The organism is bacterium, assembly GCA_023135785.1.
Classification (GTDB): domain Bacteria; phylum CAIJMQ01; class CAIJMQ01; order CAIJMQ01; family CAIJMQ01; genus CAZNJA01.
The window spans coordinates 1-21,493 of sequence record JAGLSL010000016.1 but is presented as its reverse complement, the minus strand read 5'-3'; the positions used below and the strand labels follow the sequence as shown (position 1 = coordinate 21,493).

At 37.5% G+C, this 21,493-nt stretch carries 23 protein-coding genes; 16 read left to right on the top strand and 7 right to left on the bottom strand.

Going from position 1 to position 21,493, the window contains the following annotated elements; genetic code table 11:
- The first annotated feature begins 106 nt into the window (after positions 1-106).
- Positions 107-691 (top strand): HNH endonuclease, encoded by a 585-nt coding sequence (locus KAS42_01555; GenBank protein MCK4904918.1) that lies wholly within the window; start codon positions 107-109, stop codon positions 689-691.
- A gap of 71 nt (positions 692-762) precedes the next feature.
- Positions 763-1,203, top strand: coding sequence for an archease (locus KAS42_01550; protein ID MCK4904917.1), 441 nt, complete (start codon positions 763-765; stop codon positions 1,201-1,203).
- Between the two features lie 139 nt (positions 1,204-1,342).
- On the opposite strand, the gene KAS42_01545 is transcribed toward KAS42_01550, so the two are convergent.
- The 4 genes from KAS42_01545 to KAS42_01530 form a co-directional block, all read right to left on the bottom strand.
- A complete protein-coding gene (locus KAS42_01545; protein ID MCK4904916.1) occupies positions 1,343-2,599 on the bottom strand; it encodes an adenosylhomocysteinase in 1,257 nt (418 codons plus the stop codon).
- Positions 2,600-2,734: 135 nt separating this feature from the next.
- Positions 2,735-3,235, bottom strand: coding sequence for a small multi-drug export protein (locus tag KAS42_01540; GenBank protein ID MCK4904915.1), 501 nt, complete (start codon positions 3,233-3,235; stop codon positions 2,735-2,737).
- A 284-nt stretch (positions 3,236-3,519) separates the two neighbouring features.
- Positions 3,520-4,173 (bottom strand): protein-L-isoaspartate(D-aspartate) O-methyltransferase, encoded by a 654-nt coding sequence (locus tag KAS42_01535; protein ID MCK4904914.1) that lies wholly within the window; start codon positions 4,171-4,173, stop codon positions 3,520-3,522.
- 53 nt (positions 4,174-4,226) lie between these two features.
- A complete protein-coding gene (locus KAS42_01530) occupies positions 4,227-4,952 on the bottom strand; it encodes a glycosyltransferase family 2 protein (GenBank protein ID MCK4904913.1) in 726 nt (241 codons plus the stop codon).
- Between the two features lie 206 nt (positions 4,953-5,158).
- On the opposite strand from KAS42_01530, the gene KAS42_01525 reads away from it, so the two are divergent.
- Together KAS42_01525 and KAS42_01520 are read left to right on the top strand one after the other, a co-directional pair.
- Positions 5,159-5,926 (top strand): hypothetical protein, encoded by a 768-nt coding sequence (locus tag KAS42_01525; protein ID MCK4904912.1) that lies wholly within the window; start codon positions 5,159-5,161, stop codon positions 5,924-5,926.
- Complete coding sequence (locus KAS42_01520; GenBank protein ID MCK4904911.1) at positions 5,913-6,689, top strand: class I SAM-dependent methyltransferase; 777 nt, start codon at positions 5,913-5,915, stop codon at positions 6,687-6,689. The genes KAS42_01525 and KAS42_01520 overlap by 14 nt, the downstream gene beginning before the upstream one ends.
- On the opposite strand, the gene miaA is transcribed toward KAS42_01520, so the two are convergent.
- Entirely contained in the window at positions 6,686-7,612 is a 927-nt protein-coding gene (miaA, locus tag KAS42_01515) for a tRNA (adenosine(37)-N6)-dimethylallyltransferase MiaA (GenBank protein ID MCK4904910.1), read from the bottom strand. The genes KAS42_01520 and miaA overlap by 4 nt on opposite strands.
- Before the next feature lie 131 nt (positions 7,613-7,743).
- Between miaA and KAS42_01510 the strand changes: the two genes are divergently transcribed.
- Genes KAS42_01510 through KAS42_01500 form a run of 3 tightly spaced genes read left to right on the top strand, consistent with a single transcriptional unit; the run spans position 7,744 to position 10,200 of the window.
- Positions 7,744-8,292: a sigma-70 family RNA polymerase sigma factor gene (locus KAS42_01510; protein ID MCK4904909.1), complete on the top strand. Its 549-nt coding sequence runs from the start codon at positions 7,744-7,746 to the stop codon at positions 8,290-8,292.
- Complete coding sequence (locus KAS42_01505) at positions 8,282-8,830, top strand: hypothetical protein (protein ID MCK4904908.1); 549 nt, start codon at positions 8,282-8,284, stop codon at positions 8,828-8,830. Before KAS42_01510 ends, KAS42_01505 begins: the two co-directional genes overlap by 11 nt.
- Positions 8,827-10,200: a hypothetical protein gene (locus tag KAS42_01500; GenBank protein MCK4904907.1), complete on the top strand. Its 1,374-nt coding sequence runs from the start codon at positions 8,827-8,829 to the stop codon at positions 10,198-10,200. The genes KAS42_01505 and KAS42_01500 overlap by 4 nt, the downstream gene beginning before the upstream one ends.
- Before the next feature lie 186 nt (positions 10,201-10,386).
- Here KAS42_01500 and KAS42_01495 read toward each other — a convergent pair whose 3' ends face one another.
- Positions 10,387-10,716, bottom strand: a complete 330-nt coding sequence (locus KAS42_01495; GenBank protein MCK4904906.1) for a biotin attachment protein — start codon at positions 10,714-10,716, stop codon at positions 10,387-10,389.
- A 431-nt stretch (positions 10,717-11,147) separates the two neighbouring features.
- Here KAS42_01495 and KAS42_01490 point away from each other — a divergent pair, with 431 nt between their 5' ends.
- The 3 genes from KAS42_01490 (at position 11,148) to KAS42_01480 (ending at position 16,656) form a co-directional block, all read left to right on the top strand.
- Entirely contained in the window at positions 11,148-12,470 is a 1,323-nt protein-coding gene (locus tag KAS42_01490; GenBank protein MCK4904905.1) for a DUF561 domain-containing protein, read from the top strand.
- 443 nt (positions 12,471-12,913) lie between these two features.
- Entirely contained in the window at positions 12,914-13,276 is a 363-nt protein-coding gene (locus tag KAS42_01485) for a LysM peptidoglycan-binding domain-containing protein (protein MCK4904904.1), read from the top strand.
- A 170-nt stretch (positions 13,277-13,446) separates the two neighbouring features.
- Entirely contained in the window at positions 13,447-16,656 is a 3,210-nt protein-coding gene (locus KAS42_01480; protein MCK4904903.1) for a DUF5110 domain-containing protein, read from the top strand.
- Between the two features lie 143 nt (positions 16,657-16,799).
- Here KAS42_01480 and KAS42_01475 read toward each other — a convergent pair whose 3' ends face one another.
- The gene (locus KAS42_01475; GenBank protein ID MCK4904902.1) at positions 16,800-17,303 is read right to left on the bottom strand and encodes an HIT domain-containing protein; all 504 of its coding nucleotides are present in this window, start codon (positions 17,301-17,303) and stop codon (positions 16,800-16,802) included.
- Positions 17,304-17,326: 23 nt separating this feature from the next.
- Between KAS42_01475 and KAS42_01470 the strand changes: the two genes are divergently transcribed.
- From KAS42_01470 to KAS42_01445, 6 genes are all read left to right on the top strand, one after another.
- On the top strand, positions 17,327-17,941 hold the full coding sequence (locus KAS42_01470) for a hypothetical protein (protein ID MCK4904901.1): 615 nt from the start codon (positions 17,327-17,329) through the stop codon (positions 17,939-17,941).
- 73 nt (positions 17,942-18,014) lie between these two features.
- On the top strand, positions 18,015-18,539 hold the full coding sequence (ruvC, locus tag KAS42_01465) for a crossover junction endodeoxyribonuclease RuvC (protein ID MCK4904900.1): 525 nt from the start codon (positions 18,015-18,017) through the stop codon (positions 18,537-18,539).
- A gap of 112 nt (positions 18,540-18,651) precedes the next feature.
- Complete coding sequence (ruvA, locus tag KAS42_01460; GenBank protein MCK4904899.1) at positions 18,652-19,251, top strand: Holliday junction branch migration protein RuvA; 600 nt, start codon at positions 18,652-18,654, stop codon at positions 19,249-19,251.
- A 272-nt stretch (positions 19,252-19,523) separates the two neighbouring features.
- Entirely contained in the window at positions 19,524-20,558 is a 1,035-nt protein-coding gene (ruvB, locus tag KAS42_01455) for a Holliday junction branch migration DNA helicase RuvB (GenBank protein ID MCK4904898.1), read from the top strand.
- Between the two features lie 93 nt (positions 20,559-20,651).
- On the top strand, positions 20,652-20,861 hold the full coding sequence (locus tag KAS42_01450) for a hypothetical protein (GenBank protein ID MCK4904897.1): 210 nt from the start codon (positions 20,652-20,654) through the stop codon (positions 20,859-20,861).
- Positions 20,848-21,493: class I tRNA ligase family protein (locus KAS42_01445; protein ID MCK4904896.1), on the top strand; the 646-nt coding region annotated here is incomplete at its 3' end. The genes KAS42_01450 and KAS42_01445, both read left to right, overlap by 14 nt.

Here is a 21,493-nt window from a genome sequence, read left to right as displayed (position 1 = left end):
TTTTTACATTGTTATTATCGTTATCATTATTGCTATTATATGGGAAACAGCAAAAAATAAGCGATTACGAGAAGAATTACTTAAAAAATGGGGTTCTTCATCTCGCATGGAAATTATATCCAGCAAAACATTAGGACATGATGATAAAATTTACTTGTTAGAATCATTACATCATCTAAGCCCATTATTAGATTTATCGCCTGGCGAGATGAAAGAATTAGATAAGACTCTCCAAAGGGACATAATAAAATCTCAAGGAATAGAACCCGAGAAATTGGGAAGTGCATCTCCTGAAGAGATTATATTTAGCCCACTATTGATGCACGAACAAAAAATTCATTTATTAAAAATACTGCATAATTATTCAGATGAGGATATAAAGGAATTGTTCAAAACAGCTCAAAAAGAAACGAAAAGGGCAAAATTAAGTGAAGTGAAAAGGAAAATAACTCAAAAGACCCAAGAAATGTATGGCAATGTCCTGTCTGACGATGAAAGACAGCCGATATCGGATGAAGTTAAGATGTTTGTCTGGCAGAGAGACCAAGGAAAGTGTGTAAAATGCGGCAGTCAGGAAAATTTAGAATTTGACCATATAATTCCGTTCTCAAAAGGTGGCAGCAACAGTAAAAGGAATATTCAACTATTGTGTGAAAAATGTAATAGAAGTAAAACCGACAACATAATATAGATTTATATTCTTTTTGCAACCATTATTAACCAATATTAACTTATGTTAACCATTGTTAACCTATCTTCAAAATGGGAAACTATCACTTAATTAACCACACTGCTGACATCGGTATTTTTGTTGAAGGAAAAGATCTAAAAGACCTGTTTTCAACTGCTGCTTATGCGATGTTTTCGCAGATGTTTGATTTGGATAAACTTGAAGAAAAAGAGACAAAAAGGATAAAACTCGAAGCCGAAAATTTAGAAGACTTACTCATTAGATGGCTAAATGAGCTGTTATTTCTTTCGGATAGTGGGTATATATTCAAACAATTTAATATAGAGAACCTGCAGACCCGCCCAAATAATGGCGGGCAGGCAACCTTTCTAAGCGCATCTGTAAACGGTGAGAAAATAGACTTCAGGAAAAAACCTTTTAAACAACAGATAAAAGCTGCAACTTACCATCAATTGGAAATCAAAAAAGCTGATTCAGGAAACTTGCAGGCAACGATTATTTTTGATGTGTGAAAATGATTCAGTATTGCTGTCATTGCGAGCGACTGATTCAGCCGTCGTAGCCACTTTGGCGAAGTTGGCAAGGAGCGTGGCAATCTAATTTGAGATTGCTTCACTTTGTTCGCAATGACATTTCTGAGTAATCATTGTTTTACGTTCCCATATCCCAAGAAGCAAGATATTTCTCCTGTTCGGGAGTGAGAACATCTATGGATGTATTCATAGATTCCAGTTTAAGTCGGGCTATTTCATCATCAATCGCAGTAGGAACGGCATGTACTTTGTTCTTCAATGTCCCTGCTTTGTTCTTTACATACTCGCAGGAAAGCGCTTGGTTTGCAAAACTCATATCCATAACTTCAGAAGGGTGACCTTCAGCACAAGCCAAATTAACAAGTCTTCCTTCACCTAAAAGATGGATTTTATTGCCATTTTCTAAAGTATATTCATCAATGAGACCTCTGATTCTTCTTTTTCCCTTCGAAATTTTTTCCAATTTTTCGATATCTATCTCAACATTGAAATGACCTGAGTTTGATAAGATAGCACCATCTTTCATCGCCATAAAATGTTCTTCTCGGACAACATGTAAATCGCCAGTAGCAGTTACTATTACATCTGCAGTTGGGCAAGCTTCAATAAGAGTTTTCACTTCAAATCCATCCATTACGGCTTCCAACGCTTTTAAAGGAGAAACTTCGGTAACAGTTACTCTTGCCCCCAATCCTTTAGCGCGGGAGGCAATTCCCCTTCCGCACCATCCATAACCACATACGACAAACCTACTTCCCGCTAAAAGTTTATTTGTAGCTCTCAAGATTCCATCAATTGTGCTTTGACCTGTGCCGTAACGGTTATCAAATAAATACTTGGTATTAGCATCGTTGACTGAAACGAGAGGATAGGGAAGTTTTCCGTCTTTTTCCATTGCCTTCATCCTGATAACACCTGTTGTTGTCTCTTCACTACCTCCAATCATATTAGGAAGAAGTTCCTTGTGGGATGAATGTAAAGTTGAAACTAAATCAGCGCCGTCATCCATAGTATATTGAAGTCCGCTGTCCAAAACTTTTTGTATATGCTGGTAATAGGAATCTCTGTCTTCTCCCTTAATAGCGAACACAGGAATCTGGTAATCTTTTACTAAAGAAGCAGCAATTTCATCTTGCGTAGAAAGAGGATTTGAAGCGCAAAGATAAACAGACGCTCCGCCTTCTTTTAAAGTAATCATTAGGTTTGCGGTCTCGCTTGTTACATGCAAACATGCTCCTATTTTCAAATCTTTAAGCGGCTTTTCTTTTTTGAATCTTTCTTTTATCAATGCAAGAACAGGCATTCTCTTTCCGGCCCATTCAATCTTTAGCTTACCTTCAACTGCAAGTGAAATATCCTTTATATCATAATCCATGATTTACTCCTTTTTTGATTAAAAAATAATTTTGAATTCGGTTTTTAACACAAAAGATTGATATTTGTCAAAAAGACACCTGATTATAATTACCTGTAAATTTTTTCATAATTTACAAATACCTTAGCTATAGTTTTAAAATTGTAATTTCTGAATTAATCCAATCCCCGCAATCGAGAGAATTGAAACTGTTATCCCCGCAAGCAATATGCCACAAAGAATTGCTATAACCGAATATTTAAATTTAATTTTGAAAAGTATTGCTGCTACGCAACCTGTCCAAGCTCCTGTTAAAGGAAATGGGATTGCAACAAAAAGCGCCAATCCTATTGCTTCGTATTTTTCAACTATTTTCGCCTTTCTCTTTGTCCTTTCAAAAAACCAGTCGAAAAATTTCTTGAATGGTCTCCATTTGCTTAAGAATTCGCTAGCGGGTTTCAAGAAAAGAAGAAGAGGTATTACCGGAATGAAATTTCCAAAAACCGCCAAGAAAAAACTTTTTAGAACCGAAAAATTATAAAAGGCAAGCCCTACGGGTATTCCTCCTCTTAATTCTGATATCGGCAATGCAGAAATAATCATTACGATTAATTCTTCCGGCAGTCCTTGTAACGCTTCTATTATATTTTCTATCATATTCACAAAATGTAAATTTCTAATTACTAATATCCCTGCTTGCCAAATATTGGCGGGCAGGTGGGCGTTGTTTGCCAACGAATTGGCTTTTATAATACGCCGATAAATCGGCAACTACATATTTTACTCTACTCTACTTAAATTCCTAATTACCAATTTCTAATATCCAATGAAATGTCTAATGTCAAATTTCTTAAAAATCTTACACGTTTTATCATTAAGCATTTTTTAATTAGGTATTCATTAGAAATTAGGAATTAGGTATTGGGAATTATTCTTTTTTATTATTTCTCCCATCCGTGTTTTCCTATCAAAGGCACAAATGTGCATCCGCAAATTGTTCTTGTGAACAATTTGCCTTTTATTTTTTCTCCGATAACCAAATCTTGAGAAAGAGGACTACCTATAGGGATAACTATTCTGCCGTTTTCAGAAAGTTGTTCAATTAAAGGTTCCGGAATTTTGGGCGAAGCCGCTGTTACTATAATGCCGTCATAAGGAGCATATTCGCTCCAACTTTCACTTCCGTCGCCCACTTTCACTTTTATATTCCGGTATCCCAATTCTTTAAACATTTCTTCAGCTTTTAAAGCAAGAGATTCTATTTTTTCCACAGTATAAACTTCTTTTGCGATTTTGCTTAAAACGGCCGTCTGATATCCCGAACCTGTTCCAATCTCCAAAACTTTTTCGTGTTCTTTAAGCCGAAGCAATTCTGTCATTAAAGCTACCATATAGGGTTGAGAAATAGTTTGTCCTTCTCCTATGGGAAGAGGAAAATCTTTGTATGCGCACGACCTTTGTTGTTCTGAAACGAAAAGATGTCTTGGTATTTGCCCCATAACTTCCAAGAGTTTTTCGTCTTTCATTCCCCTTGTTTTTAGCTGAACTTCCACCATATTTTCTCGTAATATTTTGTAATCTTCTTTATTAAACATAATATAGTCAATAAAGAATAGCAAGTAAAAATAAAAAACTATCTTTATCTTTTTTATAGATTTTTCAGGACAAATCTAAAAAATCTTAAAGTGTCAACAAACGGATTAATTTTGCTTTTTTTTGTGGAATCTACTAAATAAACTGTGGAAATGGGAATTTCTTTGATTTTGAAACCCTTACGCGCGGCTTTTATTATTACTTCGGATTCTATTTCGAAATTAGAAGTGGACAATTCTATTTTTTTAAGCGCATCGATTGATATGAGCCGAAAACCTGACTGGCTATCAGAAACACTAGATCTGCTTAAGACAGAAGTAATAAAAGAAGTGAAATGATTTGCAGCATATCTTATAAAAGGCATACCCGCTTGTTTTTTGGAAGATGGCATGTCTTTGCACTGAATCTCATCACTAGTATGATGGCGGGCGAGCATTCTTGAGCCGACCACAATATCAGCGTTGCCTTTTTTATATGCTTTTATAAAATTGGGGATTTCACTATATTTATGTTGTCCGTCGCCGTCTAGGGTTATAACGGCGCTGTAATCTTTGCTTTTTATGTAAGAAAAACCTGTTCTTAGGGCCGCGCCTTTACCTTTGTTTCTTTCATGTTTTAAGACAATTGCGCCTGCTTTTTTGGCTTCTTCATATGTATTATCAACGGATCCGTCATCAATCACAATTACGTCGGAAATTCCTTCTACTTCGCGAATTTGTAAAATTAGCTGCCCTATTCTTTCTTTCTCGTTATAAGCTGCAATTAAAATACATATTTTCATAAATATATCTCATTAAATTTCTAATTACCAATGAAATGTTCAACGTCAAATTGCCCAATATGTTCCCATAGTTATGGGTTTTTGCTAAAATAGATTATAACAGCAAAGGGAGCCAAAATCCAAGATGAGTGTTGGCAAAAAGCTATACAAAGAAATAAGTAAAATTCTTTATTTCTTCAATTTCAATGAGTCAAAATATTGAAAGAATGCCAGACAAAAAAGATAAAAATTATAAATATCTATTACGAAACAGAAAATTAAAAATTGCTTTCTATTACTGGTTCAAAAAAAACATTATAGGCACTTTAGTCAATAGGTATATAGATGTTCAATCCGAAGGTCTGGATAATATCCCGGAAGGACCATGTATACTTGTTACACACCATTGTTTATATTTTGACTCGTCTGTAATTGCTTCTACGATTAAACGCAAAATACACGGATGGATAGACGAAGACTCTTTTTCCAAGCCGGGTTTGGGGCGATTATGTGATTTTCTTGAACAAGTCCCGGTTAAAACTGGCGGACAGGCGTCGCGGGAAGATTATAAAAAAACAAAAGAAATGAGCATTATGTGGCTTAAAAATACAAAGGATATTATAGGGTTGACTAATGACGGTGCCTCAAGGTATCTCTTTGATGAAACGGGAAATATATTAGATCTTCCTTCCAGAATGAATCATTCAGGAGCTGCAAGTTTAGCAATGGAAGCCAATGTTCCTGTTATTCCTACAGCTTCTTGGATTTCCCAAAAACATCAAAAGGAACTATTTGTTTCAAAGGGGTTAAATAGTATAAAATACATGGAAAAGAATAAGAAAATCCCATATGTGTTTTTCTTTTGCAAACCTTTAAATCCTTGCGAATACACAAATAAGAAAGATTTAAAAGAAGACATCAGAAAGAGACAATTGGAAGCTTATCAAAAACTTTCAAATAAAAATATTTCAACGCAAAAATATGAGAATTACTAAAGCTAAATTACTAAACCCTATCTGGAAAATCTGGTATTCGTATATAAGTAATTTGGATAGAAAAGGAGAAGTAACTTTTCTTAATTATGGCTATGCAGATGAGGAAAATATTGAGTTTAAGAAGGAAGACGAAATTAACAGATATTCTGCTCAACTTTATCATCATGTTGTCAGTTCCGTTAAATTGGATGGATTGGATGTTTTGGAGGTTGGATGTGGAAGAGGAGGCGGAGCTTCTTATGTAGCCGGACGCTTTGTTCCTAAATCCGTGATAGGGCTTGACCTTTGTAAAGAATCTATTGACTTTTGCAAGAAACATTACTTTGTCAAAGGATTATCTTTTTGCCAAGGTGATGCCTTGAATTTGCCTTTTGCTGGCAATAACTTTGATGCGGTCCTAAACGTGGAATCTTCCCATCGTTATCCTGATATGGAAAAGTTTTTGAAAGAAGTTTATCGAGTTCTAAAAACCGGCGGATATTTTCTATTTGCAGATTTAAGAGATGAGCAATCAATAGGAACTCTAAGAGAACAATTAAATAACTCCAACATGAAGATTATAAAAGAGGAAGTTATCACGCCTAATGTTCTTAAAGCATTAGAATTAGACCACGAAAGAAGAATAGGACTTATTAATAAATTAGTGCCCAAAATTTTCCATTTGCTAACCAAAGAATTTGCAGGGACAAAAGAAACAGGACTATATAAATCTTTCCTGACACAGAAAAAAGAATATCTCTACTATGTTCTGCAGAAAGATTAATCACTTTTTCTTTTAGAGATAAATTTTTCCACTTCTTCAAAAATTTCTTGTCTTTCATCATCCAACACAAACCATTTTATATCTTTGTTTTTCCGAAAATATGTCATTTGGCGCTTGGCAAAGTTTCGCGTGCTTGTCTTAACCTTTTCTTTTACTTCTTCCAGAGTAAAATTGCCGTTTAAATAATTTGCAACTTCTTTATAACCTAGTGCCTGAAATGAAGAAAGTTCTGGGTTATATCCTTGTTTGATAAGAATTTCTACCTCTTCTACCAATCCGTTATCAAACATGTTATCCACTCTTATATCTATTCTTTCGTATAGTTGGGGTCTTGGTCTTGCAATACCTATTATGAGACAGTGATAATCCTGAATTTTACTTTTTACTTTCTGAATTTCGGACATTGGCTCGCCCGTAAGCTGATAAACTTCTATGGCGCGGATTATTCTATTTAAATCATTAGGATGAAGCTTTTTCGCTGATATAGGGTCTATTTCCTTTAATAGTTTATGTAAAAAAGCGCTTCCCTTTTGAGCTGCTTCTTGTCCTAATTTTTTTCTAAGGGCAAGGTTCGCTTTAGGCATAGAAGAGATGCCGTGAACTAAGGCATCAAGATATAGTCCGCTGCCTCCCGAAATCAAAGGAGTTTTGCCCCGTTCGACTATACCCTCAATTACTTTGTCGGCGTCACACGCATATTCTCCCGCGCTGTAATGGTAATCCGGCGAAACGACATCAATCATATGATAGAAATATTTTTCTCTATCTTCTTTAGCAGGTTTCGCTGTTCCTATATCCATACCGCGATATATCTGCATGGAATCACACGAAACAATCTCAAGAGGGAATTTTTCCGCGAGCTCATGGCTAATATCTGTTTTGCCAACAGCAGTTGGACCTATGAGGGCAATTAGCTTTATCATGTACCTATTATACCCCAGCCGTATACATTGACAACTTTGTCCGTATGGTGATGTAATGCTTATGAAAAAGAATTTTAGACAAATTCAGGCGGGATTTACGTCTTTAGTATGACTTTACATCGAATTCATCAATGGAAAACCAAATAGAATTAAAAATAAAGGAATTGCTTCTAAAAAATGATTCTTATGCCCTTGAAATTATATACGATAGTATCGGAAGTAATCTTTATAAATATATGCTGTCTATCCTATGTTCGCACACCAAAGCGGAGGAAGTTATGCAGAACTTGTTTGTAGCAATAGCCGAAAAGCGAAATCATCTTTCAAGAGCCCGCAATTTAACCGGCTACATATTTGCTATGGCAAGAAATCAGGCAATGGATTTTTTAAGAAGCGAACCCAAAAACGAGAAAAATATTGAAGATTACAAGAATATTATTACTGCACGAGATAACACAACCGACAAACTAAACAATGAAGAAATTGAAAAGATTACTAATGCTTTGTTTTTTTTACCACTAAAGCAGCGGGAAGTTATCACTATGAAGTTCTTTCAGGACATGACATTTGGAGATATTGCTAAAGCGTTAAATATTTCCTCTAATACCGTTGCCAGCCGCTACCGTTACGGTATAGAAAAATTAAGAGGTAAACTCAAGGAGTTGGAAAATGAAATATAACGACATTGAAAAAGAGCTTTCTAATTTTACGTTCAAAGAACCTGAACAAAATTTAAGGAATAAGATTTTGCTAAAAGCAGGAACAGTTTGGATAGAAAAGCAGCCGGTTCCCGTTTTTACCCATGAACCAGTTCGCCATCAACACAATGGCGAGACGGTTCATGGTTACACTCCACTGGAGTGGAACCATATAAAAAGAAAAACTACTGCTATAAGAAGGTGGAGCTCCACTTTCAGATTAATAAGAAACTATGCTTACGGTTTAGCAATGCTTTTCTTAATTAGTATAGTGAGTTCAAAAATTGATAGTTCTCTGACAGATAAATTAATTGGTGGGAAAACCACATTAGTTGCAAAAACTATTGAAAAATCTAATGGCATTGAGAATTTGTGTTCTGATTTGGGGATTGATTGTAAAACTTACAAGCTACTGGCAGGTATGGTTAAAATAGGAGAAGATAAAAACAAATTAAATATTTTTGACCAACGAGATAAGTTAATGAAAGAACTTAACCTAACAAATGGAGGGTTATCATGAGTAAGGGGAAAAAAGCTTTAAAAGTAATAGGTATTATATTCGGTAGTTTAATTGCTCTGATTATTGTGGTGAATATAATTCTTAATATCGTATTCGGGATTCAACTCCGCAATAAGCTCGCCGAGCTGAAAAGTCAAGGAAAACCCATAACTATTGCTGAAATTGTGCCTGCTCCGGTGCCGGATGAAGAAAATGCGGCGCTGTTTTACAACAAAGCATTTGCGCTAATGGAACCCGAAGAAGGTAGACAGACCGAAATGAATAGAACTATTAGAGAAATTAAATCTTACTCGAATATTTCCCAGTGGACTGATGAACAAAGAAAAGTAATTCCTGAATTGATTAAATCCAGAGATGCGCAGTATATTTGTGAGCTTCTTGAAGAAGGTTCCAGAAAACCCGAATGTAATTTCAATCGTGAATACGAAAAGGGAATTGATATGCTATTGCCAAATCTTTCCTCTATGCGAGATGCGTCAAGATTACTCTGCGTAAAGGCTTTGCTTGAAGCAGAATCAGGTGATATGGCAAAGGCATTTGATACGCTTCTTGTTGGATTAAAATTCTCGAATCATCTAAAAGACGAGCCGATTTTAATCTCTCAGTTGGTAAGAACTGCCTGCGACGGAATTATAATAGAATGTATAAAAAACATAGCAGATTCAAAGGGCATCGCACCGGAACAGGCAACTTTAATAATAAACGAATTCTCCACTCACAAAAGTATAGAACCTTTTATTAAATCTATGGATGGGGAAAGAGTTGCCTTTGGCGGATGGGGATTTGAAAAAATACTAAACGGGAAAATGCTGTTGGCAGGTATAGGGAGGATGAATGATAGTGAATATTCATTAGTAGAGAAAATATTCTCAACATTAATATTACCTCTATACAAACCAATTCTTAAAAAAGATTACATATATTATTTGACATTAATGTCTAATGTGCGGGATAGTTATAATTTACCTTACTATGAGTATAAGATTTCAGCAGACCAACAGATAGACCAGTTGCCAAGATACTGTATTTTAACCAAATTACTTCTACCAGCACTTGGTAGAGTACGGCGGATAGCAGCAGAATATCAGGCGAACATTGATGTTTGTAGAATCGGACTTGCTTTGAAAATCTACAAAGCAAAGAACGGGACTTATCCGGAAACATTAAGCAAGTTAGCGCCTGAATTTTTAAGCGGAATTTCTACCGACCCATTCAGCGGAAAAAGTCTAATATATTCTCGTTACATCGGCGGATTCAAGCTTTATAGTGTCGGTCCCAATATGCAGGACGATTATGGAACTCCTAAAGCAAAAGAGCAAAATGCTCCAGCTAATAAGGATTATGATATTGTCTGGAAATCAGGTTCTTAATGATAGATGTTGGATAATAGATTCTCGTTACTGAATCTTAATTATCCTGTTTTTACGAGTATCAAGCATCTAGTATCTTTTACCCGTGAACCAGTCCCGACATGACGTCGGGGCGGCTCAGGGTTCCGCTCCACCGAGGTGTAATTCTGCAAAAAAAAGAAGCTACCACTGTAAAGTGGTGGAGCTTCATTTTTTCTTCACATTCAATGGACAGGAGAATGTTTGTGAGGAAAGGTCTTTGGGCTTCTGTTCTGTTTTCCCCAGTATTCCCTCATCCATACTATCCGCAATATAACCTATTACACTTAGCACAGGAATAGTTTTACCTTCTTTTGCAATTATTTTCTTTAAGAATCCGTCATGCAAAGACTCAACTTCTAAAACTGCTTTGTCGGTCATAATTTCAATCAGGACTTCGCCTTTTGTTACTTTGTCGCCTTCTTGTTTGCGCCATTTTTCAATCGTTGCTTCCTTAATTGTCTGGCCTAATTTTGGGATGACAATTTCTTTAATCATTTTATAACCTCCTTAATTCTGTTAGTAAACCCCGTTAGAGATAGGTCGCCATATGGCGACCGTGAATCACATTTAACCTTTGGACATTCCCCCTTTATTTTTGAAGCGACAGACAATTCATAGTTTCTTTTTTTCGATCTCTAACGGGGTAAACCCCCCTTTTGTCATTCCTGCGGAAGCAGGAATCCATTCTTGCGTCATAAATAGATTCGTCCCCAAGTGTTTCTATTGGGGATAAAGACCCCCGATTACTGCATTCGGGGGCAGGCTATTCGGGAATGACACACAATGTAAAGCACTTTCTGCACTCATTAGTAATAAATATTTAGCGTTTTTAAAAATCTCTTTAGGGGGTAACTTATCTCTTTTAAGTCCCAAATGCACACGTTGCATTTTGACAAAAGTTCTTAGTATTGTAAAATCACACTACAATGAAACCTATAATACAAGTTGCGCTTGATTTTATTGAATTAAAAAGAGCCGTAAAACTTGCTCATGAAGCGGTTGGAGGCGGAGCTGATTGGCTTGAGGCGGGAACTCTTCTTATAAAAAGCGAAGGGATGGATGCGGTTAGAACTCTAAGAAAAGAATTTCCGAATCACACCATAATCGCAGATATGAAAATCGCGGATACGGGTAGAGCCGAAGTCGAAGTTGCGGCTAAATCAGGGGCAGATATCGTTTGTGTGCTCGGTGGAATTTCTGACAGTACCATAAAAGAATGCATAGAAGCCGGAAGAAATTATGGCGCTAAAATCATGGTTGATTTACTTGAAGTAAATGATTTGGTAAAAAGAGCAAAACAAGTCGAAAGTTGGGGCGCAGATTATTTATGTATACACACTCCCATCGATGCGCAAATGAGCCCCGAACCAGAACAAGTTCGGTTCAGGGCAAGGGGAAAAAATCCTTTCAAAGATATAGAAAAAGTTAGTAAAGTAATTAATATACCTATTGCGGTTGCCGGCGGAATAAACAGCGAAACTGCTTCTAAAGCTGTGGATGCAGGCGCTTCTATAATTATTGTCGGAGGGGCAATAACAAAATCTGAAAATGCAAAAGAAGCGACACGGATTATTAAAAAAAGTATAAAAGATAAAAAACCCGTAAAGACATCTCTATATAAAAGAGTTAGCGGGGAGGACATAAAAGATATTTTCTTTAAAGTATCGACTTCCAATATATCCGATGCGCTTCATAGGGGCGGTTATTGCAGAGATATAAGACCTATACTGGAAAATATTAAATTGGTAGGGAAAGCTTTTACGGTTAGAACTTATCCGGGTGATTGGGCAAAACCGGTGGAAGCAATAGATAAAGCCCAAAAGGGAGATGTTATAGTAATTGATTGTGGTGGGGTTGGTCCTGCGGTATGGGGAGAACTTGCATCATGGAGCGCTAAGCAAAAAGGCATTGCAGGTGTGGTGATAGACGGGGCAATAAGAGATGTCCCGGAAATAAAAAAGTTTAAATTTTCGGCATTTGCAAAAATAATTACTTCACAGGCAGGCGAACCGAAAGGATTCGGAGAAATAGGAGTTGGCGTTGATATAGGCACAGTAAAAGTTTTTCCGGGGGACTGGATAATAGGAGATGATGACGGAGTAATCGTAGTTCCTCAATTAAAAGCCACCGAAATAGCTAATCGCGCAATGGATGTGTTGGAAAAGGAAAACAGAGTCCGCAAAGAAATCAAAGAAGGTAGCACGCTTTCTCAAGTGACAGAGCTCCTGCGTTGGGAGAAGAAGAGATAAGTAAAGCTAAAAAATCTTCATATATTACGAAATTCTAATATTGTTGACTTGTCTAATGAAAGAGGTATAATGCGAAAAGGTGTTTGCGCGTGTGTAATTTGCGATATTTTCATTTAGATTGTCCGCCTTGCTGAGAGGCGAACAAAGCGGGATAACTTAAGATTAAAAGTTTTTTAAATTTCTAAATATAAAAAGGAGGAAAGATTATGAAAAGCGGCATTTTAAAAATATTATTAGTTGCTTTTGTTTCTGTTTTTATATGTGTAGCAGTTTTTGCGGTAACACAGACTGAAGAACAAGAAAATCTCATACTGAAAATAAGGGCGAAGTTGCAGGAATTCGGCTGGAGAGCCAGGTATTATCAATCCGATGATATAGATATATGGGGAAATCGGGGTATTGGAGTTGGGGGTTATATAGTGGGAACGCCTCCGGGAATCGAAATGCCGCAAATGGCTGTTGCGCCGCAAATGCTTACCGAAACAGAACTTCAAATGCTGAAAAACGAAATTTCGCAGTCCCTGAGAACAGTTCAGCTTCAAAAAGAACAGACAGAAGAACTTGAATATTATCTTTCCCAGATAGAAACACAATTGGTGGCATATAAAGAAAATTTCGAGATACGCGGCGGGACAACTTATATCGTGCAGAAAAATGATTCGCTTTGGAAAATTGCAAGAAAAGAATATAACGATGCTAACAAATGGCCTCTTATTTATAGAGCTAACCAAGGCAAACTCGAAAATCCTAATCTTATATATGCGGGGCAGGAATTGCATATCCCACAGTTAAAAATGAGAAAATAGAGTTTATCCCAGGATTCCAAATATTAAAGAAGAGCATCTGATATTGGTTTAATGGATAAAGTCAATAATTTGGATTTTGGTGAATTTGGTATCAAATTTCTATATATAAAGGTTTTGATATTGTCGTGGAATTGAGAGAATTGATTGTGTTCTTCTTATTTAGATTTCCAATGCAAGAGCGACAAGGTATGTTAAAACGCAAGCTGTTTTGCATTAGCGTGGTGCTCTTCGCAACATTCTTGATATTGGGGTCTCTTGTCTCGTATGCCCAAGAATCTCTCCATTACGAAAGGCGGGGAGAAACTAAAATCGTTGTGGGCGGAGCACGCTTCACGATAATCGCTCCAGAATGCATCCGAATAGAATATTCCAAAACTGCTAAATTTATTGATGCCAGGTCCACATTTGCCATAAATCGCGAGGCGGGGTTTAAGGATTTTAAAGTCCTCCAACAAGGCAATAAGATTATAATTGATACTGGCAAGCTCAAACTCATCTACTCTCCTGATGGCAATCCCTTTAACCTTCAGAATTTGAAAGCCTACATTAAGAAGGGAAAAGAGACAATAGAGTGGGTCCCGGAGAAACAAAATCAAAAGAATCTCGGCGGCACCATTCGCACTTTGGACGGGATGAAAGGCCCTGTTGACCTTGGCGAAGGATTGCTTGCTCGGGACGGCTGGTATTTACTGGATGATTCTCAGTCCTGTCTCTTCACCTATGATTGGGTAGAAGCCCGTCCGCAAGACAGTGGAACTGACTGGTATTTGTTTGGTTATGGCGATGATTATAAATCTGCGCTTAAGGCGCTGACCAAGATTGCGGGAGAGGTGCCGATGCCGCGTAAATATGTGTTAGGCGCATGGTATTCGCGCTATTGGCCCTACAGTTCAAAGGATTATCGCCAGATTGTAGAAGAATACCGCCTGCAGGATTTCCCGCTGGATGTGATGGTCCTGGATATGGATTGGCACCGAGATGGGTGGACAGGATGGTCAGTGAATCGTAAGTTGCTGCCAGATTTTGAGGATTTACTGGATTGGTTTCACGAACATAAACTTTTTGTAACCTTAAATGTCCATCCCGCTGATGGCGTTGGTCCGCACGAAGACGTTTATAAAGAATTTATGAAAGCGATGAGTAAAAACTCTTCCACGAACGAATGGCTTCCCTTTGATGCGGGCGACAAAAAGTATATGGAGTCGCTTTTTGAACACACACACATACCGTTGGAGAAAAAGGGTGTGGATTTTTGGTGGCTTGATTGGCAGCAGGACCCATTTACTAAAAGCATTCCGAGTTTAAGCAATCAAAGATGGTTAAATCACTGCTATTATCAACATACGGGCAGGAATAATCAACGGGGACAGTCTTTTAGTCGCTGGGGAGGATGGGGAGATCATCGCTATCCAATCCATTTCTCCGGGGATACCAATACGGAATGGCCTATGCTGGCGTTTGAAGTGCCGTTTACCTCTACCGCTGGGAATGTCGGTTGTTTCTTCTGGTCTCATGATATCGGGGGGCATTGGGGCTCTCGCAATGAGGAGTCTTACACACGCTGGGTTCAGTTTGGCTCTACCACTGCCGCTTTGCGTTCACATTCAGCCCGTTCCCAAGAATTAGACCGTAGACCCTGGAAATATAGTGAACAGGCGGAAGATTCTATGCGCATTGCCTTTCACCTGCGTTCACTCTTATTCCCTTATATCTATTCCAGTGTCTGGCAATCCCACAGAGAATCACTGTCTCTTAACCGGTCGATGTATATTGAGTATCCTGAAGAGGAAAAAGCTTATTGTAATCCTCAACAGTATTTCTTTGGCGATACATTTTTGGTTGCGCCAATCGTCTTACCTGGGGCAGGACCAAATAAAGTTGCCACGCAAACGGTCTGGTTCCCGGACGGCGTGTGGTACAACTGGTTTACAGGCGAGAGATATTTAGGTAATAAGGAAGTAATCGTTGCCGCGGACATTAATGAGTTCCCGCTCTACGCAAAGGGAGGGATGCCTATTCCCACTCAGCCCTATACTTCCCGTATGACGACTGAACCATTGAAGGAACTGGTTATTCGTTGTTATCCAGGGGAGGATGGTAAAACCGGGAATTATTCGCTTTATGAGGATGATGGCTTCACGAAGGATTACCTAAATGGCAAGTATGCCCTCACCATTCTCAGCTATACGCGTAAAGGGAATACCGTCACCGTTAAAGTGAGTCCGGCAAAAGGCAACTACAACGGACAGGTAAAATCTCGGGCATACATCATTGAACTACCTTGCACTCGCAAGGCCGAAACTGCTGAAATCAACGGCAAGTCAACTCGTATTATATATGACGAAAAGACCTATACTAATCGGATTAAAGTTTCCCTTCGGTCCGTCAGCCAGCCAGTCACGGTAAAAGTTAGGGTTGAAGAGGCAAATTTCGACGACTTTCGACATAGAGCCGCTTCACGTCGCTTGCAGGGCTTACTGGGAAAGACAACTGCTCAATCTTTGCAGGATATCATAGTTCAGTATGCGCAACAAAATAATCCCAACGATGCTGTTCTTGAAACTTTGCTGGCCATAGCTGGAATTGGTGTGAAAAAGAACAAGACGGAATATCTTTATAAAGGGCCGGAGAGGACATGTCTTTACAATGGCTCTGACTTGATTAATGGCAATACCTTCAGTGTTACAATCACTGATTACATTGGCGAAGAAAAAAAGGTAATATTTTCTCAAGATTATAAAGTGAGAGAACCTTCTTCATTGTGTATCCCGGAGATTCCTTTTCCCGGGCAATCCTGGATGGGGATACGCACCGCTCAAATAATGCAGATAGACTTCAAAATAAAAGACTATCCCATATCACTCTCCCAAACTATTGTTGGAGAAGATAGTTATCTAAACAAATGGAACATTGTCGGACCGTTTGAGTTTGACAAAAATAAGAAACTTTCCGAACAGAAATACGGGCCGGAAGAGGAACAAATCGATCTATCGGTTAGCTATAAGGGAATTGACGGTAAAGACATTCAGTGGCAAAAAGCTGAAATTAATGAGGACAACATTGTCAATTTGATAAAGTACTTCAAATTTGACGATAAAATTGCCTATGCTGTTACTTACTTGCATTCCGAAAGAAAACAGGAAGTGGTTCTTAAAATAAATTCTGATGATGGAGTTGAGGTTTGGCTAAATGGCGAGAAGATTCATTCAATGGATGCGGGTCGGTCAATAGTTCATGAACCTGATGTGGTGAACTCAACCCTGAAGAGCGGAAACAATATTCTATTGCTTAAAGTGTCACAACATGGAGGTGAATGGGCATTCAAGGTGGGAATTGAAAGTTTTTATCCGATTAAAGAGGCATATAGTGAGTTCTATTAGGATTTAGATTACACTAAACACGATTAATTGGCGCGCCAAGCGGGGATACATTCTTTTTTCCCATGCCGCAAGCCGTATAAGTCTTTTTGGGAAGGCATAAAGATGTACGGATAATTTGGGGATTATTGAGAAATTCCTACCTTTTATTTAGATTTTCTGTTCCAACTATTTTGTATTTCGCTCTTAATTTTCCTATAACTTTCTTCCAAAGATTCCGGGATGACTTTGGCTCCTCCTATAACAGGCATATAATTCGTATCCCCTTCCCATCGGGGAACTATATGCAGATGCATATGCTCCGCCACACTTGTTCCTGCGCATACTCCCAGGTTCATACCAATATTAAAACCTTGCGGACGATACACTTTCTTCAATATTGGAATTATTCTTCTGGCAAGCGAAAAAATTTCATTTAATTCCTCATCGCCTAAATCTTCTAAATTTTTTATGTGCTTGATAGGGACTATCATAAGATGCCCGTTGTTATAAGGAAACTTATTTAAAATTATAAAAGAGTATTTTCCCTTATAAAGTATCAAACTTTTACTCGTATCTTTTAATTTTAAATGTTGACACAGGAAACAACCTTTTATCTTTCCTACATTTGCTACGTATTTGCCTCTCCACGGCGCCCATAAATTTTCCATGTCGATATTATACTATAAATCTGTTGGTAAAAATTGAGTCAGATTATGCTAAAATACTTCCGAAAATGGGCAATATAAACGAATTCTTAGTTAGAGAGTTTTTTGAGATATCGGGATTTATAGTCAAAGCCAATCTCAAATTTGTTCCCAAGGGCAAAACATCCAGAAGGGGAGTAGACTTTTTCGTCGTAAACCTCAATGCAAATCAAACTAAAGAATTGACAGAATTCGTATTAGACGGCGAATCTGTTAAGTTAATCCATAATGCGATAATAAGAATTGAACCCTGGCATACCGATAAATTTTACCCTTCTGTTATTCAAAAAGACGAGGGACTGATTGATTTCTTAAGTTCTGAAAACATAGAAGAAGCCCAGAAAACATTAAAAACAGCTGATTTTAAGAAAATTTTGGTGATTTCGGATCTACCCGCTAATAAAGATATGCGTGACAAGTCAGAAAAACTTCTTAAGGCAAAAGGTGTAGACTATCTGACAACTTTCCCTACTATGCTTATCTGGCTTATAGAGAATATCAAGAGTAATAAAAATTACTACAACGATACTTTGGAACTTTTAAGGATATTAAAACACTATAAATTATTTAAAAAACCGCAGTTAGAATTATTCAAAAAATAATTTTGCGGAAAAATATAAGGAAGGTTTTTTCGGTAATCTTCTACAAAATATTTTCTAATTTGGATAAAAACATATGAATTCTATTGTTCTTGGTTTTGACCCCGGCATAAAAGTAAGTGGTTACGGAATCATTACGAAAGATAATAATGCAAAACTCACGACTATTGACTATGGGATAATTGAAAATACTTCTCCTGATTCATATCCTTTGTATCTGGAAAAAATCTATGATAAAGTTGTTCAGTTAATAAAAAAGTTTAAGCCTGACAATATTGCGGTAGAAGAACCTTTCATTTCCAGAAACCCTAACGCAGGTTTGAAAATCGGACAAATTGTGGGAGTAGTTGGTTTGGTGGGAATAAAAAAGGGGCTTCGGGTTTTTGGTTATTCCGTTCTTGCTGTCAAACAAGCGGTTACCGGATATGGTAGAGCGGAAAAGCAGCAGGTGCAGGATATGGTAAAAAAAATGTTATCTTTGGATGTAGAATTCAAGCGTGTTGATATTTCAGATGCTTTGGGTGTGGCTATTTGTTGTATGAATTCTATGGATTGGGATAATAGAATACAAGACCAAAGAGGGAGAATTCCTAATACCTAATTCCCAATTTCTAATGAATTTCTAATTTTAGAATGCCCAATAAAAACTTTTGGGAATTTGACATTGAATATTTCATTAGAAATTAGATATTGGAAATTAGAAATTTAAAAATATGATAGATTCCTTGCGAGGTAAACTCGCTTACAAATCTCCGACTTATATCAGAGTAGATGTTAATGGGGTGGGCTTCGGATTAAATATTCCCGTTTCTACATATAATTGTCTGGGAGAAATTGGTGGAGATATTAGTCTTTTTACTTATCTTCATGTAAGAGAAGATATAATGCGTCTTTATGGGTTTAAGACGGAAGAGGAGATTAAAACTTTTAAAATGTTGATTTCTGTTACTTTGATAGGTCCGCAATTAGCATTGGGTATTTTATCTTCCATTTCATCGGATGAATTTAAAAAAGCAATAATCCAGGACGATTTTAATAGACTGGACGCTATACCCGGGGTCGGGAAAAAGACCGCCCAAAGAATGGTTATAGAGCTTAAAGAAAAGATTTCTTCTGTGGGAGGGATATTGGACAAGACAGAAGGATTAAATGAAGCGGAATCATCGCTTATAGAAGAAGCGGTGCGCGCGCTTATATCTTTGGGTTGCAGTAAAAAAGAGGCGCTTTTATCTATAAAAACTTCATATATAACTATTAAAGACAAAAAGCCGTCTTTGGAAGAACTTATTAAATATTCTTTAAAACATTTATAATGATAGACAGAAGACAGAACTCAGAGGACAGATGACAGAGGATAGAAGAAAACAAGACAGAAAAAAAGAAACGGACAGGAAGCCGAAATTCTGTCATTGCGAGCCCCGATTCTGTTTATCGGGGCGTGGCAATCTCAAAAGATGGGATTGCTTCGTCACCTTCGGCTTCTCGCAATGACACATCGGAGTTGGCAGAATACAGAGGGCAGAAGATTAAATACAAAAAAGAAAAGTCCAAAGTCTAGTGTCTAATGTCAAAAGTCTAAACTAAAATGGCAAAAGAAAGAGTTATAAATCCGAAACCTACGTTTGAAGACAAGGAACTGGATAATGAACTGCGACCTGCATCTTGGAAGGATTTTGCGGGACAGGGAAAGATTAAGGAGCAGTTGTCCATATTTATAAAGGCGGCGAAAGATAGAGGGGAAGCTCTTGACCATATTCTTTTTCACGGGCCTCCGGGATTAGGAAAAACCACTCTTGCCAATATAGTCTCAAGAGATTTAGGTGTTAATATTAATTCGACATCCGGTCCAGTTATAGAAAGACCCGTAGACTTGTCGGCACTTTTGTCGCGTTTGAAGGAAAAGGAAGTTCTTTTCGTAGACGAGATACACCGGTTGCCTCATACGGTAGAAGAAGTGCTTTATTCGGCTATGGAAGATTATAAATTAGACATAATGGTTGGTAAGGGTCCATCAGCGCGCGCTATAAAACTTGAACTTCCGCATTATACTTTAATAGGAGCAACCACTCGCACGGGGCTTATTACTTCTCCTTTGAGGGCAAGATTTGGGATGATAATTCGCATAGGTTTCTATAATGCCGGCGAACTTTCTCGGATAGTTAAAAGGTCTGCCAGAATTTTGAATATTGAAATAGATGAAGAAGGAGCATGGGAATTGGCTTCAAGAAGCCGGGGTACTCCTAGAGTAGCAAATAGACTTCTTCGTAGAGTAAGAGATTACGCTCAAGTAAAAGCTGACGGTGTTATTAATAAAGATATTACAACAAAAGCGTTGGAACTTCTGGGTGTAGATGAATATGGGCTTGACGAAATGGATAAACTTTTGCTTAAAACATTGGTGGAAAAGTTTAACGGCGGGCCTGTGGGAATAAAGACATTGGCGATATCTTTGGGCGAAGAAGAAGATACTCTCCAAGAAGTATGCGAAGCTTATCTTATTCAGCAGGGTCTTATAAAAAGAACCGCGCAGGGAAGAGAAGCCACGCCGTTATGTTATGAATGCTTGGGAATTGTTAAAGCAAAATCAAAAAAGCAGAACAAGCTTTGGGGAGAGAAATAAGAAAATCAGACAAAAGACCAAAGACATAAGATTTTAAAAGTTTTTAGTCTTTGGTCTACGGTCTTCGGTCTATTTTATGAAAGGGGGATTGTTATGCAAAAAGTTAAAATTTTTATGAATTCAGCTACAGGGGAAGGCATTGAAGAACTTGAAGCAAATATAAATAAATGGGTTGAAAAAGAAAAAGTCGAAATTAAGAATATTTCCACCTCGGTGAGACTTATACCGTCTGGAGAAAGAGCAAGTTTAACATCTGAAATAGCAGACCAATTTATAGTTTGCCTAACCTATGAAAGCAAATAATAATCCCCAGGGCAAGTTTTACGTTACTACACCTATTTATTATGTAAATAGTATTCCGCATGTAGGGCATACTTACACTACAATTGCGGCTGATGTTTTAGCGCGTTCTGCCCGTCAAGAAGGTAAAGAGGTGTTTTTCCTAACGGGAACAGATGAGCATGGAGAGAAAATAGCCAAGGCATCTGAAGCTGTTGGAAAAACCCCAAAAGAGTTCTGCGACGAAATTTCCGCAAAGTTTAGATATGTATGGGATAAGCTAAACATATCTTATGATTATTTTATCCGCACTACCGATAAAAAGCATGAAGACGCGGTAAAAAAATTCTTGAGTAAACTTTATGAAAACGGTCTAATATATAAAGGCAAATATGAAGGGCTTTATTGTCGGGGATGCGAAAAATTTCTACAAAAAAATGACATAGTAGAAGGTAAATGTCCTTTGCATTTAACGCAGCCGGAATTACTAAAAGAGGAAAATTATTTCTTTAAACTAAGCGATTATAGAGATAAACTTATAGAATTGATAAAAAAAGACACAATAGAGATACTCCCTGTTGCACTAAAAACTGAAGTTTTAAGTAAGTTGATTTTGGGGACAGAAGATATTAGCATTTCCAGGCAAACCGTTTCGT

What these genes read in the sequence shown, in the direction of transcription:
- KAS42_01555 (MCK4904918.1), top strand. Translation starts at nt 107, where the DNA reads ATGGAAATTATATCCAGCAAAACATTAGGACATGATGATAAAATTTAC.
- KAS42_01550 (MCK4904917.1), top strand. Translation starts at nt 763, where the DNA reads ATGGGAAACTATCACTTAATTAACCACACTGCTGACATCGGTATTTTT.
- KAS42_01545 (MCK4904916.1), bottom strand. Translation starts at nt 2,599, where the DNA reads ATGGATTATGATATAAAGGATATTTCACTTGCAGTTGAAGGTAAGCTA.
- KAS42_01540 (MCK4904915.1), bottom strand. Translation starts at nt 3,235, where the DNA reads ATGATAGAAAATATAATAGAAGCGTTACAAGGACTGCCGGAAGAATTA.
- KAS42_01535 (MCK4904914.1), bottom strand. Translation starts at nt 4,173, where the DNA reads ATGTTTAATAAAGAAGATTACAAAATATTACGAGAAAATATGGTGGAA.
- KAS42_01530 (MCK4904913.1), bottom strand. Translation starts at nt 4,952, where the DNA reads ATGAAAATATGTATTTTAATTGCAGCTTATAACGAGAAAGAAAGAATA.
- KAS42_01525 (MCK4904912.1), top strand. Translation starts at nt 5,159, where the DNA reads ATGCCAGACAAAAAAGATAAAAATTATAAATATCTATTACGAAACAGA.
- KAS42_01520 (MCK4904911.1), top strand. Translation starts at nt 5,913, where the DNA reads ATGAGAATTACTAAAGCTAAATTACTAAACCCTATCTGGAAAATCTGG.
- miaA (MCK4904910.1), bottom strand. Translation starts at nt 7,612, where the DNA reads ATGATAAAGCTAATTGCCCTCATAGGTCCAACTGCTGTTGGCAAAACA.
- KAS42_01510 (MCK4904909.1), top strand. Translation starts at nt 7,744, where the DNA reads ATGGAAAACCAAATAGAATTAAAAATAAAGGAATTGCTTCTAAAAAAT.
- KAS42_01505 (MCK4904908.1), top strand. Translation starts at nt 8,282, where the DNA reads ATGAAATATAACGACATTGAAAAAGAGCTTTCTAATTTTACGTTCAAA.
- KAS42_01500 (MCK4904907.1), top strand. Translation starts at nt 8,827, where the DNA reads ATGAGTAAGGGGAAAAAAGCTTTAAAAGTAATAGGTATTATATTCGGT.
- KAS42_01495 (MCK4904906.1), bottom strand. Translation starts at nt 10,716, where the DNA reads ATGATTAAAGAAATTGTCATCCCAAAATTAGGCCAGACAATTAAGGAA.
- KAS42_01490 (MCK4904905.1), top strand. Translation starts at nt 11,148, where the DNA reads ATGAAACCTATAATACAAGTTGCGCTTGATTTTATTGAATTAAAAAGA.
- KAS42_01485 (MCK4904904.1), top strand. Translation starts at nt 12,914, where the DNA reads ATGCCGCAAATGGCTGTTGCGCCGCAAATGCTTACCGAAACAGAACTT.
- KAS42_01480 (MCK4904903.1), top strand. Translation starts at nt 13,447, where the DNA reads ATGCAAGAGCGACAAGGTATGTTAAAACGCAAGCTGTTTTGCATTAGC.
- KAS42_01475 (MCK4904902.1), bottom strand. Translation starts at nt 17,303, where the DNA reads ATGGAAAATTTATGGGCGCCGTGGAGAGGCAAATACGTAGCAAATGTA.
- ruvC (MCK4904900.1), top strand. Translation starts at nt 18,015, where the DNA reads ATGAATTCTATTGTTCTTGGTTTTGACCCCGGCATAAAAGTAAGTGGT.
- ruvA (MCK4904899.1), top strand. Translation starts at nt 18,652, where the DNA reads ATGATAGATTCCTTGCGAGGTAAACTCGCTTACAAATCTCCGACTTAT.
- ruvB (MCK4904898.1), top strand. Translation starts at nt 19,524, where the DNA reads ATGGCAAAAGAAAGAGTTATAAATCCGAAACCTACGTTTGAAGACAAG.
- KAS42_01450 (MCK4904897.1), top strand. Translation starts at nt 20,652, where the DNA reads ATGCAAAAAGTTAAAATTTTTATGAATTCAGCTACAGGGGAAGGCATT.